Below are 16,124 nucleotides of genomic sequence, written 5' to 3' on the forward strand. Positions count from 1 at the left end.
AACAGCATTCTGAAACCGATATACAAATGATCGCCAAGCTTTTTTAACCTAAGGTCTATTGTTGGCCAAATGCACTCTGCTCTGCAACGGGAGAAATTAACCGCGGCAAACCGCACGGTGCTATCGAGTCAACTTGCTTTTCACGCCATGCAACGCCGTCGATTCCTTGAAAACTCCGCACTTGCGAGTCTGCCGCTTCTTTCGTCCCTAGCGCTCCTTCCGGGCTGTGCAGTCTATGAGCGAAATATTCATTCTGATGACCGTCCCAGCGCAGATGCACCTGCCGGACGCTTCCGCGGAGTACGACAGCCCGATACCGGCATTCAGGTTTATCTTGGCATTCCGTTCATGAAAAATCCGTATGAGCCTGTGCGGCGCTTTCTTGCCCCGCAGCCCATGGAACGGATTGCCGATACGCTCGACTGCGTTAAACACGGAGCTCTTCCGCTTCAGCCCGGACCCAACGGCGCCATGATCGGCGGCGACGGTCCGCTCTGCCTCAATATCTGGGTTCCGCGCGACGCCACTCCGCGGAGCCGATTTCCCGTCATGGTTTGGGTGCCTGGGGGCGGTTCCATTCGCTGTGCACAAAACGATGAGCGATTTGACGGAACGCATTTTGCTGCCCACGGCTGCATTCTGGTTACGCTCGCCTATCGCGTGAACATTGACGGGTTCCTTAAAATCCGCGGCGGCGACTCGAATCTGGGCGTACGCGACATCATCATGGGACTGCGCTGGGTGAAGGACAATATCGCGGCATTCGGCGGCGACCCTCAGTCCGTCACGGCATTCGGCCAGTCTGCCGGCGGCACGCACCTGGTTGACGTTGTCGCATCCCCCTATGCGCAAGGACTCCTTCGCGGGGCAATCATTCAGAGCCCCTCAGCAGTTGCCCAATGGCGCTCCGACGCACAGGCCGATCGGGCCGCAGAGTTCGTTGCTCAAGGTCTTGGAGCAGAACCCACGCGTGAATCGCTTGCCAAAGTGCCGTTCGAAAAACTATCTGACTTGCCCAAAATTGCCGGACGCCTGGCTGCAGATCCAGAATGGGCCAAATTCACTGACGGCAATGTCTCGCTTTTCAAAGGCTGGATAGATCAGGACGTCATCCCGGAACTGCCTGTCGACGCACTGCGAAAAGGAGCTGCCCGAAAAATGGCCTTCATCGTAGGGTCCACGTCTTCGGAGTGGCGGTACTACATCGTCCCAAACGGTGCGATTGCTAAAAAGAACCGTGCTTCAGCCGCCGCTCTCATCGCCGGTGCCAATCGGCCAGAAACGGCGCTCGAAGCTTATGCACGAGTTAATCGAGGAAAAACCTGGGGGGATTGTTTTGCGCAGATTCAGAGTGATCTGATTTTCCGTATGCCTTGCGTGAAGCTCGCAGAATCACTCGCCGCAGGCGGCGCTCAAGTCTGGACGTACGACTTTGCCTGGGAAAGTCCGGTCAAAGGCAAATCCGGCGCATCGCTCGGCGCCGCCCACACCGTGGATGTTCCGTTTGTCTTCCAAAACCTGTCCGCTCCTCGAGCGGTGCGGACCATCGGAGAGAGGCCGCCGCAAGCTCTTGCACAGGCAATGCACAGCGCCTGGCTGACATTCGCGAAAACCGGCTGCGCACCCTGGACACCTTTCTCACTCGATACTCGCAGAGCCATGCGTTTTGATGCCAAGAGTCAGGAAGTTTCCGATCCCTGGGCCTTTGAAAGGCTCACTTTGCCGGCAAGGTGAGTAAAGCCAAGCATTCTCAGCCGAGAGGCCGCCGAAGCTTTCGACGGATGTGAAAACGGCGACAGGCCAAAAGAGGACCCCAAAAAATCCCCAGAAAGTGATCTCACCTTCTGGGGGACATTTCTGCGAGCGAATTTTTCTTTCTTGCGTCAGCTGAAATTACTTCGCTGCGGGCTTCTGAGCGCCGGAGATATCCGGATGGCCGGCGGGAAGTTCCTGCTTACCGTCAATTTTCGGATGACCGGCAGGGAGATTCTCCATGTCGATCTTCGGATGGTTGGCAGGCATCTGAGCACCAGGTTCAATCGGCGTCTTAGCCTTGGCCTTTTCCGAATCCTTCACGATCTGCTCTTCACGGATAGGCACCTTCTGTTCGCCGTAGAGCAAATCTGGACGCACGTCAGCGATGATCGCCTCTTCAGGCGCACCGGCCGAGAGCATGCCGCAGAAAACCATCGTCTGGTTTTCATAAGGCTGCACATGGAAGGCGCGTTCCGACGCGCCGAGATCCGGATATTCGTAGTTCTGCGGGTGCGTATAGGCCTTCCATTCCTTTTCATCGTTCTTGCGCAGCATGCGGTTCGCGTGCGCAGACATATGTCGAGAGTCGACGGCTTCCCAATCGATGCCCTTGAGCTTATCAACTACGCTCTTCCAGTCTTCTTTGACGATCAGCCCCCAGAAATGCGTGTGCATATCCGGAACACCGACGTAGCGGATGATTTCATCATTGAAGACGTAGCCCGTCACCGTGAGGCCCGAGTCCTTAAAGGGCTTCTCGAACATCACGACGTCAAGCGGCTGCTTTTCCACCTTTAGATAAGCACGGCTGCCGTCGCGGATCTTGAGCGACTCGGGAATATTCTTATCTTTGGCGATCGCATCAAAATACGTTGCACGGCAGGTCGAAAGAGCCGTCAGAAGCTGCGAGTCCGCGGCTTGGGCGGAAGGCAGCAGGGTGAGTGCGGCGCCGGCAGCGGCGAGCGCTGAAACCAAAAACTTCACAATGGGTCTCCTGGGTGGCATGGTTTTATTGATTGCCTGCCATTCTTAACCTCTGCGCTTGCGTCTTTCTTAAGGTACGGGTTTATGCGCAGAAAACCTGCCGTTTCAGAAAATACAAAAAAGGCCCGAACGAGTGACTCCTATCACTCATTCAGGCCAAACAAAGCGGGCCCGAAGCATCTCACAACGTTTCTGACCCACTTTGGGGGAATCGCTGATCGGCCTCTTCGGATGACGGCGGGAGTCATGCTCACCGCCGCCTCACCTCAAGGGTCGCTCAAGGGGTTTTTCCGCTTCATCTTTGAGACCCTGCTGGTTAAGCAGACTGCTCTGCCTTCGCTTTTTCCACGTCGAAGGTAAAGTCTTCGCCAGCAGTCCCCACCTTGACGGTGTCGCCCGGCGCAGCTTTGCCTTCGAGGAGGAGCCGAGCAATGCCGTTCTCGATGCGGTCCTGAATCGCACGGCGCAGCGGACGAGCGCCGAACTGCGGATCGAACCCCACCTTGGCGATTTCGTCGAGCGCGGGTTCCGTCACATCCAGACCGATCTGCTGAGCGGTCATGCGTTTGCGGAGCTGCTCGAGCTGGATCTCAGCAATCTTGCGCACGTTGGCTGCGTCAAGGCTGTTGAAGACCACAATCTCGTCAATACGGTTGACGAACTCAGGACGGAAGTGCGCACGCACCTCCTGCATCACAGCGGACTTGATCTTGTCCTGCGGTTCACCCTGCATTTCCTGAATCTCAGCCGAGCCAAGGTTCGAGGTCATGACGATCACGCAGTTCTTGAAGTCCACCGTGCGGCCCTGACCGTCCGTCATGCGGCCGTCGTCGAGCACCTGCAGCAATACGTTAAAGACATCCGGATGAGCCTTTTCGACTTCGTCGAGCAGGATCACTGAATAGGGCTTACGCCGCACGGCTTCCGTCAAGTAGCCGCCTTCTTCGTAGCCGACGTATCCCGGAGGCGCACCGATCAAACGAGCAACGCTGTGCTTTTCCATGAATTCCGACATATCGATGCGGATCATCGCCTCGTCGTTATCAAAGAGGAATTCTGCGAGTGCTTTCGTCAGCTCGGTCTTGCCGACACCCGTCGGGCCAAGGAAGAGGAAGCTGCCGTACGGGCGGTTGGGATCCGACAGACCAGCACGGCTTCTCAGAATGGTTTCCGTGACGCGCTTGACCGCTTCATCCTGACCGATAACACGCTTTTCAAGCGCATCGGCCATATGCAACAGCTTCTGGCGCTCGCCTTCCATCATCTTCGAAACCGGAATACCGGTTGCGCGGCTCACCACCTCAGCGATTTCCTCAGCGCCTACGCTCGTGCGCAGCAGCTTCGGACCGCCTTTTTCAGTCTTCTCAGTATCCTTTTCGGCCTTTTCCGCACGCTTGAGCTTTTCTTCGAGCTTGGGCAGCACGGCGTACTGAAGCTCTGCGAGCTTCTCGTACTGAGCCTGACGACGGTACTCATCCATCTGACGGCGGACGCGGTCGATTTCATCGCGCACGCTCTTTTCACCAAGCGCTTCGCTCTTTTCCTTCTTCCAGACCTCTTCGAGGTCGGCGTACTCGCGCGAAAGTTTTTCGATTTCGGCTTCAATCGCAGCGAGACGCTTCTTGGAGGCGTCGTCCGTTTCCTTCTTCATCGCTTCGCGCTCGATCTTTAACTGGATCAAGCGGCGGTCGAGCTTATCGAGGGCTTCGGGCTTGCTGTCGATTTCCATCTTCACGCGGGCAGCCGCCTCATCGATCAAGTCAATGGCCTTATCGGGCAGGTAGCGGTCGGTAATGTAGCGATGCGAAAGTTCAGCAGCTGCGACAATGGCCGGATCGGTAATCTCCACACCGTGATGGGCTTCATACTTTTCCTGCAGGCCGCGCAGAATAGCGATGGTGTCTTCAACCGAAGGCTCATCGACAAACACTTTCTGGAAGCGGCGTTCAAGCGCAGCGTCCTTTTCGACGTACTTGCGGTATTCATCGAGTGTCGTCGCGCCAATCACATGAAGTTCGCCGCGGGCGAGTGCGGGTTTAAGCATATTGCCCGCATCCATGCTGCCCTCGGTTTTGCCGGCGCCGACGACCGTATGAATTTCGTCGATGAAGAGAATGATTTTCCCTTCCTGAGCCGTCACTTCCTGAAGGAGCTTCTTCAGACGCTCTTCAAACTCACCACGATACTTCGCACCGGCAATCAGACCCGCCATATCGAGCGAGAGAATCACCTTGTTGCGCAGGGTATCGGGCACTTCATTGTTGACGATTCGCTGAGCAAGGCCTTCCACGACGGCGGTCTTACCAACACCGGGTTCGCCGATCAGCACGGGGTTGTTTTTCGTGCGGCGCTGCAGAATCTGCATCGTGCGGCGAATTTCATCATCGCGGCCGATCACCGGATCAAGCTTGCCCTGACGAGCACGCTCGGTGAGGTCAATCGTGTATTTCTTGAGCGCTTCACGCTGATTTTCCGCGTCGGGATCGTCGGCTTTGTCCGTTCCGCGCACGGCTTTGATGGCCTCTTCCATTGCACGGCGTGTAAGCCCGGCCTCTTTGGCCAGACGTCCGGCTTCGGTCTTGTCCTCGGTAAGGGCAAGCAGCGCCATTTCCGTCGAAATGTATTCGTCGCCCGCCTTCATGGCCTCTTTTTCCGTGAGGTTCAAGAGGTTCATCAAGTCGCGCGAAATCTGAACATCGCCGCCCTGCCCCGTCACTTTGGGCAGACGGTCAACGGCATCCTTCACGTCACGTTCGAGGCGTCCGACATTCACGCCGGCGCGCTCGAGCAGACTGCGCGTAGACCCTTCCGTATCGGCGAGCAGAGCGGCGAGCAGGTGCAGGGGTTCCATGAACTGATTGTCATGAGCCAGCGCAATCGACTGCGCACTCCCTATGGCATCCTGAAACTTCGTCGTTAACTTGTCTTGACGCATATATAAAAACTCCTTTGGAGAGGTCCCGCCTTGACGAAGCCCTTTTGTAGGGTTCCGCCGGGGTTCCTCCCGAACATAGCTTCTATATGGGGTCAACACCGATTAGAAACAAGGGCGCCGATTCCAGGAAACGGCGCCCATTAACGAATGGTTTCACTTTCAAGTTGACGCAGAGTATGTTTTCTGTCTACACAAGCCACCGCTCTCGCGCCTTGTCGTCGCTCTCGCGGGCATCAACCCAGCGTTCACCGTCCGGCGTCTGCTCCTTCTTCCAGAAAGGCGCCTCGGTTTTGAGCCAGTCCATGATGTATTCACAGCCAGCAAATGCGTCGCTGCGGTGCTCGGCCGAGGTGAGGCAGAGCACGATTCTGTCACCCACCTTCAGTTCGCCCACGCGGTGCACAACAATCACATCCACCAAATGAAAGCGTTCGCGCGCGGCGGCCGCGATCTTCGCGAGCGACTTTTCAGTCATGCCCGGATAGTGTTCGAGCGTCATGCGCGACACCGCTGCACCGTCATTCTTATTGCGCACCAAGCCCACAAATGACGCTACGCCGCCTGCCGACGGACTCTCACGCATGATGCGGGACAGTTCTTCGTCCAGCGAAAAATCCGCCTCACCCACTCGGATGTCAGTAATGGCCATCTCAGCCCCCGGTCACCGGCGGGAAGAAGGCGACTTCATCGCCCTCTTTGACGACTGCATCATCACCGGCAAGCTCTTGATTTACCGCCGCGCGAATGCGTTTGAGGTTGCGAAAGGCATGCGCCCACACCTCTCCCTTGGCAATCAGGGCTTCGCGCACTTGAGCAACAGAGGCCGCATCGCCAGCGAGCTCAACGGTTTCCGTACCGGTGCCGACCGCATCACGCAGACTGGCAAAAAAGATGACCTTGACCTTCATGAATATTCCTTCTTATAAGGATGACAGGGTTTTCCCGCAATCTTACGCAAAGAACTGCGCAAAGGGGTAATAGTGCACCACATCTCCGCGATGGATGACCGCCCCCGACGGAATGTCGACCAGGCCATCTGCCCATGCACAGCTCGAAAGCACCTGCGAATTCTGCGTGTGATAGATATCCAGCCCGCCCTCTGCGTTGCGCCGCACGCGAACGAATTCCTCACGGTCGCCAGCCTTGAGCCAGTCAAAATCCGCCCGGATCTTCATCGGGGTGAGATCCACTTCCTTCAGTCCCATACGACGCAAAAGGAAGGGGCGCGCCATCATCAGCAGCACAACGAAGCCTGAAACCGGGTTGCCCGGAAGCCCTACAAAAGGAACGTCCTTTACTTCGCCGAATGCCAGCGGCTTGCCGGGCTTGAGCTTCACGCGCCACAGATCGATGCGGCCGAGCGCTTCAACGGCGGGCTTAATGTGATCTTCTTCGCCCACCGACATGCCGCCCGTCGTGAGAATCACGTCCGACGTTTCCGCAGCGTGCTCGAAGGCGCGCTTGGTGGCCTCCAGGCTGTCCGGAACGCTGCCAAGGTCTGTCACCTCGCAGCCCAGAAGCTGCAGGATGCTGCGCACCATGAAACGGTTGGAGTTGTAGATGCCGCCCGGATGAAGCGGTTCGCCGGGCTGCACGAGTTCATCGCCGGAAAAGAAGACCCCGACGCGCAGCTTCCGGAACACCGTCACATATGCACGGCCGATCGAGGCGGCCATACCGATGGCTCCCGGCGTCAGGCGGTCGCCCACGTGAAGAATGACGCTGCCGGCCGCCACGTCGGAGCCTTGACGGCGCACCCAGGCACCGATCTGCGGAGTCTGCGAGAAGGCGACAACATCACCCTCACGACTCACGTCCTCCTGCGGCACCACCGTATCCGCTCCCGGCGGAAGCGGTGCGCCGGTAAAGATGCGCGCACACGTTCCCGGCAGCAGCGGACCGCCGATTTTGCCCGCAGCAATGCGTTCTGCCACCGGCAGGCGCACCGGCGCATCCTGCGAAGCCGAAGCAATATCCTCGACCCGCAATGCATAGCCGTCCATCTGCGAATTGTCCCAGCCCGGCACATCAATCGGGCTGGCGATGTCTTCGGCCAGCACCCGGCCGGTGGAATACATCAGCGGAATCGTTTCCGTATCTTCAATCGGCTTGGCTTCGCTTAAAAGCAGGCGCAAGGCCTCGGCATAGGTGATCATGAATTGGATCCAGAAGAAAAAAGGAGAGCCCGACGCGCGTGCTTGATCGTCGGGCCTGAATGACTGCTGCGTTCAGCGCGCAGACCTCTTTGCACCTGCCGCCAAGGCAAGTCCCTCAATAAAGTCTGCCGTTTCTTCCGGCCGGTTAATGTCAAGCTTCGGCACGCCCGCGAAATCAGGCTCGTCAAAGTCGCTTGCCGCAGCCGCTAGATTGATCCGTCCGCCGAACTCTTGCACGAGCGGCGGTCGATCGGCAGCGGCTTGTCGACGAACCTCAATTTTAGGGAAGGATCCTTCGTGCTTGAAGCCCTCCACAAGAACGATGTCTGCGTCACCTGTTTCTTTTAGCAGTTCATCAATTCCGGGCGCTCCGTCCGGCGTCTCAGTCAAGACCGCCCAGCGCTCGGGCGTGCGCAGTATCACACGCGATGCGCCGGATTCGCGATAGCGCCAGGTGTCTTTGCCCGGCGTATCAAGATCAATGTGATGATGCGCATCCTTGACCGCACAGACGCGCCAGCCGCGCGCCGCAAGAACACGGAGCACGGCTGCTGCAAGCGTGGTCTTCCCCGAGCCGGATCTCCCGATGAAGCCCATAACGAAAGGTTTCTTGGTTTCAGTACTCATTCTTTTGCAAATGCGGCAACTGCCTCACGCAAGGCCGCAATATTTGCGGGCAGCGGCGTTTTCTTCTGCTTGCGCTCAAAGATGTCATTAAAGCGCTCAGGCAGCGGAACCGTTTCCCCGGTAGCCTGCTTCGTGATGCGGGGGAACTTCACCGCCTGCACCGTTTCCCAGCAAAGCGTCTTCACGCCCACCGGATGAAGATAGGTGCCCGTGTAAAGGCAGTCTGCCGTTTGCGGATCAATCATGCGGTGATTCGTCACCCACAGTGACTCAATCATTTCCAGACGATTCGGGTGATCAGAGGTGCCCGCCGTGAGTCCTGAACGACGAATTTTGTTGAACTCCTCTTTCGTCAGTTCAAATCGACCGTTAGTCTCCAGCTCCGTCATCAGCTCTGCAATGCGTTCGCCGTTGCGTCCGAGCACTTCAAAAAGGAAGCGCTCAAAGCTCGCAGCTCTTGAAATATCCATGGAGGGCGACGACGTCGCTACCGTTTCACTGACTGGACGCGGGGCATAGACACCCGTACGGAAAAACACATCAATAGCGTCATTTTCGTTAGTGGCCACCAAGATACGCAAAATGGGAAGCCCCATCGCGCGCGCCACCCAACCTGCGAAAGCATTGCCGAAATTCCCGGCCGGCACCACAAAGACGACAGGCTCCGTATTAAAGCTCGTTGCTTGAATATAGCCATAGAAAAACGCCGCAACATGCACTGCAATACGCAACCAGAGATAGCTATTGACTGCACCCAAATACGCTTCTTTGCAGAAAGCCTCGTCAGAGAGGAGTTCTCGCACTAAAGCCTGACAATCATCGAAGGTGCCGTCAATCTCAATGTTGAGAACGTTTTTATCTTTATTGGAATAAAGCTGCGCGGCTTGGAACTTCGACATGCGGTCTTTAGGCGAAAGCATCACAACCTTGACGCCTGAACGACCGCCGAAAGCAGCCTCTGCCGATGCCCCCATATCACCCGTCGTAGCGCCTAAGAGCGTGATCGAACGTGGTCCCTTGTCCCAATGCTTTTCGTGAACTTGCGACAGGAACTGGAGACTGAAGTCATTGATCGAAAGCGACGGGCCGTTGGAAAGTTCATAGATGCCGACACCGTCCTGCAGCCATGTAATCGGCGCAACATCGTGCGCCTTAAACATATCCAGCCCGTTGGGGAAGATCGATGGCTGCCATGCGTCCCGGCAGAGCTGCCAAAGATCCTTCTGCGGCAGCTGCGTCCAGAAACGCGAAAGGACTTCGAGTGCAACGCTTGAAAAGTCTCGCCCCCGCAGCTGGGCCAGTTCATCAGCGGTGAACTTTGGGTAGTTTTCCGGCACGTAGAGGCCGCCGTCTCGGGCAAGACCTTCAAACGTAATGTCAGCGAAGGTCTTACCGTCTGCGGCGCCGCGCGTCGAGATATAGAGCATGGGAGATCTCCGTGAAGGGAATGACGTCACTCTTGAAAACGACATTCGTTGTGGGATGTCAGACGACGAAGAATTGTTAACGTCGTCCCGAACTATTGATCTGATCGTACCTTAGAAGTCGGCAATTCTCTTTGAAATGACGGAAAGTATTTTTCCTTAATTCACAAACGATAATTGTTTACATTCATGTGCGTTCGACGACATCCACGATTCAGGCTTCCCGATTATGCAATCCAATTGTTCTGATGAATCCCCGGTTTGTGACGATTCAATCTCGAGAAAATCGGTGGTTAGAATGGAAGCACCCTTTTTAAGGAACTCAGTCTTGTCCGACAGCCGTCCATATATGCCTGCCTCAGCACTGTCGGTTCCTGCCTTACCAGATACTTTTTAGATATGCCGCTTCCCAAAGCTCCTGCGCATCCCGCCGAAATCCTTGAAGACTACGGTACTCCCGCAACTCCCGAATCCGAACGCAAACTGCCCGATGTCAAAATCGTGAATGCGATGGAGTCGCACCCCGCTGCGGCCGTCAAGACAGGCAAGCGCAGAAACGTGAAGGCGGCCCGATCAGCCGAACCTCTCCCTGCGACTCCCGCCTCTAAAACCGCAAAGACAGCTCAGGCGCCGCTCACCGAACCGCTATCCAAAAAGTCCGTGAGCAAAAAGCTCAAAGCTGCTCAGAAGTCTGAACTTGCCGCAAGTCCAGCAATAGCCGATGTTTCAGCAAAATCCTCGGCAAAGCCGAAGCGAGCCGCAGCACCGGCTAAACCTGCTCTTGCCCCCAAAGCGGCAGACACTGCCAAGAAAGCAAAGTCCGCCCCGCAAAAAGCAATTAAGACACCCGCACCGAGCACGAAAACGCAGCCTGACTACGCTGCAGACCGCCGCCGTTCAGGCAATGCCGGACGCCGCGGACGTGCGCAGATGCCGGACAACCTGCCCAAGCTTTTCGTCCTCGACACCAACGTGCTGATGCACGATCCGCTCTCACTATTCCGTTTCGCCGAGCATGACGTTTTCCTGCCGATGACGGTTCTTGAGGAGCTCGATACCCATAAAAAGGGACTTACGGATGTTGCCCGCAATGCCCGCTCAGTAAGCCGTGCATTGGATCAGCTGATTGAAGCCAACGGCGGCCGTATTCAAGAGGGCGTTGAACTTTCACTGCTCGGCAATACGGAAGCTACCGGTCGACTCTGGTTTGAAACGAAACCTTTGGCCGAAGAACTCCCCGCAGAGCTCCCGAGCTTCCGCGGCGACAATTCAATTCTGGCCACCGTCCGCGGCGTTGCCAAGGCATTCCCGAAACGTGCTGTTGTGTTGGTGAGCAAAGACATCAACATGCGCATCAAGGCGACAACGCTCGGCATCCCCGCTGAAGACTACTTCAACGACAAGGTGCTTGACGACACCGACATGCTTTATTCCGGCAAGCTCGCGCTTCCGTCGAACTTCTGGGAAAGCATCGACTCCACCTTGAAGAGCTGGCAGGATCAAAATGCCACGTTCTACAGCTTTGAACCGGAGCACCCGGAAGACTTCATCCTGAATGCCTGTGTGACGGTTGAGGGAGACGCCAATTTCATGGCGCTCGTTGCAGCGCGTCAGGGCCGAACGGTGACGCTGCGTCTGATGCGCGACTACCGCTCGAAGTCCCATATAAAGGTCTGGGGAATTCAAGCGCGCAACGCCGAGCAGAACATGGCGCTCAATCTCCTGATGGATCCTGACATTGACTTTGTCACTCTTCTCGGTCAGGCGGGTACCGGCAAAACTCTGATGACGCTCGCCGCCGCACTAACACAGACCATTGATGAACGGCGCTTCAGCGAAATCATCATGACCCGCGCCACAGTGAGCGTAGGCGAAGACATTGGCTTCCTGCCCGGCACTGAAGAAGAAAAGATGGCGCCTTGGATGGGGGCGCTCGAAGACAATCTGGAAGTGCTTCACGGCTCGAGTTCAGGCGGTGACTGGGGACGTCAGGCCACGATGGACCTCATTAAGAACCGCATTCGCGTGAAGTCCATGAGCTTCATGCGCGGCCGCACATTTTTGCAGAAGTTTGTCATCATCGATGAGGCACAGAACCTCTCGCCCAAACAGATGAAGACGCTCATCACACGCGCTGGCCCTGGGACCAAGATCGTGTGCCTCGGCAATATCGCGCAGATCGATACGCCTTACCTGACGGAAGGCAGTTCGGGTCTTACCTATGTGGTAGAACGCTTTCAAGGATGGCAGCATGCCGCAACCTTGACACTCACCCGCGGCGAACGTTCACGGCTTGCTGAATTCGCCGCCGAAGCACTATAGGGATTTTACCGAGTTACCGAACTCAATTGAAAACATGTTTTATTCAACACGTTCAAAGTAAAACCTTGGCGCATAATTGTTTGACTGTTTATGCGCAGGTCTCAAGAGAGCTGCGCGATTCCATTGGGAAAGAGATTCATGATTAAGAGCAAACTTGTCCTTGCACTGGCGCTTTCCGTCGGTCTCGTTGGTTCTGCCGCCGCTGCCTTGACAGACATGACCGTCAATGGTGAAAAGGTTCCGGCATCACGCTTAGAAGCCGTCTACAACAATGCAGTCAAAGCCGGTGCCAAAGCAGGTCCGGAACTGGAAGCGCGTGTAAAGCGTGATGTGACTGAAGAAGTGGTGCTTCTGCAGGAAGCAGCCAAAGCCAAGATTGATCGTACGAAGGAATATCGCGACGCCATCGACCGTGTAGGCAAGCAGCTCAAGGTTGAACTCCTTGTCGCAGATTACGCGAAGAAAAATCCCGTCAGCGACAAAGAAGTCCGTGCGGCTTACGACAATGCCAAGAAGGTCTACGGTGATACCGAATATCAGGTCCGCCATATTTTGGTAAAGACCGAGCAGGAAGCCAAGAACATCATTCAGCGTCTCAACAAAGGCGAAAAGTTCGATGCGTTGGCAAAATCTGAATCGCTTGATCCGAAGTCGGGCCCTGCCGGCGGCCTGATCGGCTGGCTGTCGCCGAGCAATGTTGAGCCCAATTTTGGCAATGCCTTCAAAATTTTGTCGGCAGGCGATGTCGCCCAGGCACCAATCCAAAATCAATTCGGCTGGCATGTCGTAAAACTTGACGCCAAGCGCAGCCAGAAGAACTTCCCAACCTACGAATCGCAAAAGGACAGCCTTCGTGCGCAGCTTTCTCAGCTGAAAGCCAAGCGGCATTTTGCTGAGCTTGTGCAGAAAGCCAAGGTTCGCTAAACCTCTGCATTAGCCCTCGACTCTTCCTTGACAGCTCTGCATTCTTTTGCAGAGCTGTCATTCTTTATGAGTTGCCTTCAATGATCTGGCTGTCATTGGAGCTTGTCGAACGATGACACCCATCTGCATCATGGCTTAATCGGTATGTCGATTCACTTTGATCTGATGCGCAATCGTTCTGCCTTCCGATAAAGGAACATCATGACAAACCCAAGCGCTGAAATAGTCCCGGCCGCGCAATAGTGCCCTGTTTCAGAAAAACCCATTGCTGAGAGCAGCTGCATGAGTGTGGGGCCAAGAATGCCGGCCAAGGCAAACCCTGTGAACATAATGCCGAAATTAACGCCATTGTGTCTTGCACCGAAAACCTGCGCTGTAAAGCCTGGGTAGACCCCCATGAAGCAGCCGAAAGAAAAGCCGAGTGCGATCAGGCCGCAATAGAAGGGAAGCGTATTAGCAGGACTTCCAAGGGCAAGAAGTATTAAACCGATAATTGCAATCCCAAGTCCTGCGCCGAGCGTTGGAAGACGCCCTAAATAGTCCGAAGCGGTTCCCGCACAGAGACGTCCGAATGTATTAGCGAGCGCCATGCACGAGACTGCCATCGCAGCAGAAGCAACATCCAGGGCTATTTGATGGCGCGCGATAAAAAAACTTTGAGAGATCACCATCATTCCTGCAGTGGCACCGCAAGTTAAAAGCGTGATCATCGGAAGAAAGCGAGCGTCTCGCAGCATCTCCCGCCAAGTGTAATTTCGCCCAATCTCAACGCATTGTTTCTGAACAGCCATCGAAGGCGTGAAGCCGACTGGACAACGCATTGAAAGAAAACCGCCGATGACGATAACACCGCCGATGAACACTCCCATGATTTCAAGCGCATTAGTGATCCCATAGACGGAAATGAGCTGGGTCGCGATCGGCGGAACGAGTACTGAGCTGATGCCGTAGGCTGCTGTGGCAAGTCCGCCGACCAGACCTCGGTGATCAGGGAAAAACTTCAGCGTATTGTTGATCGTACAGCCATAGACAAGGCTGAGACCTGTGCCGAAGAAGAGACCATAAGACACGATCAGCTCTGACACGCTTTCCGCGTTTCCGGAGGCATACAGCCCGAAACCCATCGAAATACCGCCGGCCGCGATGACAAATTTAGGTCCGAATCGGTCATTGATCAGTCCTCCGAAGATCATCGGAATTGGACCAAGAGCGTTGGCAATACTGAAGGCAATCGCAAGATCTGCCGACGTTAATGACGTCTGCAGGAGACTGCCGATACGTTCTGCAAGCGGAGACGCAAATACAGACCAGGCATAGATGGAACCTGCGAACAGATTGATGATGCAGCTCACCAATAGAAGAAGCCACCTTTTTTGGTCAAGAGTCATGATGATTTATGGAGAACCCCAGTAATAGAGCTGACGCATCAATTGCCGCCTAATCGGCAAGTACGCGCGCGAGTGCTTCTTCAAGAGCAAATGCCGTTTTTTTGGCATGATCGACCAAAGCATCGATCTCAGCTTTAATACGCGCAGCTTCCTGCTGAGCACGGAGAATGCCTTTTGCTACGAGTTCCGGATTGGCACTGCCGACTGTCGCGCGAGCGGCAACGATGCCAGCTGGGTCCAGAGCACCAAGGAATGCTTTTTCACTAAGCGGAAATGAATCCGGGATATCACATGCATTCTGAAGCGTGCTGCGCCACTCGAGCCAGAGAGACTTTGCTTCTTCATAGTCAAGTTCGGGGGGAGTCGTTCCTGCAGCTCGAGCTCGAGTCACGAGATGACTGGCAAAATGATGAGCATTTCTAAAATCGACGCGGCAGCGGACAAGTCTGTCAGCAAGTTCTTGCGTGCAGGTCCAATCTGCATTGAGTTCAGCCAATGCACGCTTTCTGTCGACGACAAGCTCGCGAACAATACCAGCAAAGGTGCGCAGTGTTATGCAGGCATCATCAGCAAGCGCCTCCAACACTTGAGCATCTCGCACATCAGCCATGCCGAGCTGAAGATTCTGAATACGTAACATCACCCCCTGCGCCTCACCGATGACCAGTCCGGCATCTCGGCGGCAATCATTGATTAGCCCGGGATTGCGTTTCTGCGGCATAGCGCTCGAACAATAAACCCCATTCGAACTTTCCCATCGGATCCAGGGATGCGGGTCGGCATACTGGATCATAAAATCGGCGAGGAATGCATTGACATGGAGCATGACTGCCGAGATGATCTGGGACATCTCGAGCGGCAGATCGTTACCGGCACACTGACCGACATCGAAAGCATTTGTCAGCGGGCGGGAAAAACCCAGCAGCTGCGCCATGCGCTCAACATTTAACGGCCACCCCGTACCGTTGCAGACGCAAGCCCCCATAGGCGAGACGTCGTAGCGGCGGATGCATTCGAAGATCCGGGCCGCATCTCGCGTGAAAACCTGATGCTGAGCCAAAAGATAATGGGAATAAAGCGTAGGCTGAGCTTGGACACCGTTCGTATACGCTGGCACAAGCGCACCATCCTCGCGGCGGGCAACTTCAAGCAACGCACAATCAACCTCATGAATCGCATCGAGCAAACGCATAAGCCGAGCAATATTGAGGCCAGCATTTGCTGTGGCAAGAATATCCTGAGAGGAGCGGCCTACATGAAGAACACTCGCCTCCATGCCGACGAGTTTCAAGACTTCAGGCTCAAAAGTAATGTAGAGCCCAGGACGAACCGCATTCGGCTTTGCAGCTTCGTCGCGCAAAGTATTCAACGCCGTCAGAATGCGCCGAGCAAGGGGCTTCTCCAATAGCCCTTCTTCAACATTCGAAACGATCGACGCACGGTTAATCATCTGCAGCCAATCATAGGTATCTAAGCGATGAATTTCGCCGGATTCTTCTCGTGCGCTTGGTGCGGGAACCCGTCCCATATGCATGCCCAACATTTTTATTTTCCTATTTTTTATTCTGTTTGGATAATGAGATCAATGCTTTGCCACAATGCTTTTGAC

12 protein-coding genes are annotated in these 16,124 nt (G+C 55.4%); 3 read left to right on the plus strand and 9 right to left on the minus strand.

What is annotated here, in order from left to right:
* Window positions 1-147 precede the first annotated feature (147 nt).
* A complete protein-coding gene (locus DES29_RS03210; RefSeq protein ID WP_113854479.1) occupies window positions 148-1,734 on the plus strand; it encodes a carboxylesterase/lipase family protein in 1,587 nt (528 codons plus the stop codon).
* Between the two features lie 159 nt (window positions 1,735-1,893).
* Here the strand turns inward: DES29_RS03210 and DES29_RS03215 are convergent, their stop codons facing one another.
* The 7 genes from DES29_RS03215 to thrC all read right to left on the minus strand — a co-directional run bounded on the left by DES29_RS03215 (window position 1,894) and on the right by thrC (window position 9,884).
* Entirely contained in the window at window positions 1,894-2,739 is an 846-nt protein-coding gene (locus DES29_RS03215) for a hypothetical protein (RefSeq protein WP_016474987.1), read from the minus strand.
* 316 nt (window positions 2,740-3,055) lie between these two features.
* Window positions 3,056-5,674, minus strand: coding sequence for an ATP-dependent chaperone ClpB (gene clpB / locus DES29_RS03220; RefSeq protein ID WP_113854433.1), 2,619 nt, complete (start codon window positions 5,672-5,674; stop codon window positions 3,056-3,058).
* A gap of 187 nt (window positions 5,675-5,861) precedes the next feature.
* Entirely contained in the window at window positions 5,862-6,323 is a 462-nt protein-coding gene (gene moaE / locus DES29_RS03225; RefSeq protein ID WP_021995073.1) for a molybdopterin synthase catalytic subunit MoaE, read from the minus strand.
* Window position 6,324: 1 nt separating this feature from the next.
* Window positions 6,325-6,582, minus strand: coding sequence for a molybdopterin converting factor subunit 1 (moaD, locus tag DES29_RS03230; RefSeq protein ID WP_005430481.1), 258 nt, complete (start codon window positions 6,580-6,582; stop codon window positions 6,325-6,327).
* A 42-nt stretch (window positions 6,583-6,624) separates the two neighbouring features.
* The gene (locus DES29_RS03235; protein ID WP_021995074.1) at window positions 6,625-7,830 is read right to left on the minus strand and encodes a molybdopterin molybdotransferase MoeA; all 1,206 of its coding nucleotides are present in this window, start codon (window positions 7,828-7,830) and stop codon (window positions 6,625-6,627) included.
* 72 nt (window positions 7,831-7,902) lie between these two features.
* On the minus strand, window positions 7,903-8,457 hold the full coding sequence (mobB, locus tag DES29_RS03240; RefSeq protein WP_046445982.1) for a molybdopterin-guanine dinucleotide biosynthesis protein B: 555 nt from the start codon (window positions 8,455-8,457) through the stop codon (window positions 7,903-7,905).
* The gene (gene thrC / locus DES29_RS03245) at window positions 8,454-9,884 is read right to left on the minus strand and encodes a threonine synthase (RefSeq protein WP_046445981.1); all 1,431 of its coding nucleotides are present in this window, start codon (window positions 9,882-9,884) and stop codon (window positions 8,454-8,456) included. Before thrC ends, mobB begins: the two co-directional genes overlap by 4 nt.
* 396 nt (window positions 9,885-10,280) lie before the next feature.
* On the opposite strand from thrC, the gene DES29_RS03250 reads away from it, so the two are divergent.
* Both DES29_RS03250 and DES29_RS03255 read left to right on the plus strand, forming a co-directional pair.
* Window positions 10,281-12,203 carry a PhoH family protein gene (locus DES29_RS03250; protein WP_021995464.1) on the plus strand — a complete coding sequence of 641 codons (1,923 nt, stop codon included), beginning with the start codon at window positions 10,281-10,283 and terminating at the stop codon, window positions 12,201-12,203.
* A 138-nt stretch (window positions 12,204-12,341) separates the two neighbouring features.
* Window positions 12,342-13,127: a peptidylprolyl isomerase gene (locus DES29_RS03255; RefSeq protein ID WP_016474999.1), complete on the plus strand. Its 786-nt coding sequence runs from the start codon at window positions 12,342-12,344 to the stop codon at window positions 13,125-13,127.
* Window positions 13,128-13,279: 152 nt separating this feature from the next.
* On the opposite strand, the gene DES29_RS03260 is transcribed toward DES29_RS03255, so the two are convergent.
* Both DES29_RS03260 and DES29_RS03265 read right to left on the minus strand, forming a co-directional pair.
* Window positions 13,280-14,515, minus strand: coding sequence for an L-lactate MFS transporter (locus tag DES29_RS03260; RefSeq protein ID WP_046445979.1), 1,236 nt, complete (start codon window positions 14,513-14,515; stop codon window positions 13,280-13,282).
* A 49-nt stretch (window positions 14,516-14,564) separates the two neighbouring features.
* Window positions 14,565-16,058 carry a lyase family protein gene (locus DES29_RS03265; protein WP_021995462.1) on the minus strand — a complete coding sequence of 498 codons (1,494 nt, stop codon included), beginning with the start codon at window positions 16,056-16,058 and terminating at the stop codon, window positions 14,565-14,567.
* Window positions 16,059-16,124: the final 66 nt, after the last annotated feature.

Origin of the sequence: Sutterella wadsworthensis (assembly GCF_003315195.1) — a bacterium.
Lineage (GTDB): Bacteria > Pseudomonadota > Gammaproteobacteria > Burkholderiales > Burkholderiaceae_F > Sutterella > Sutterella wadsworthensis.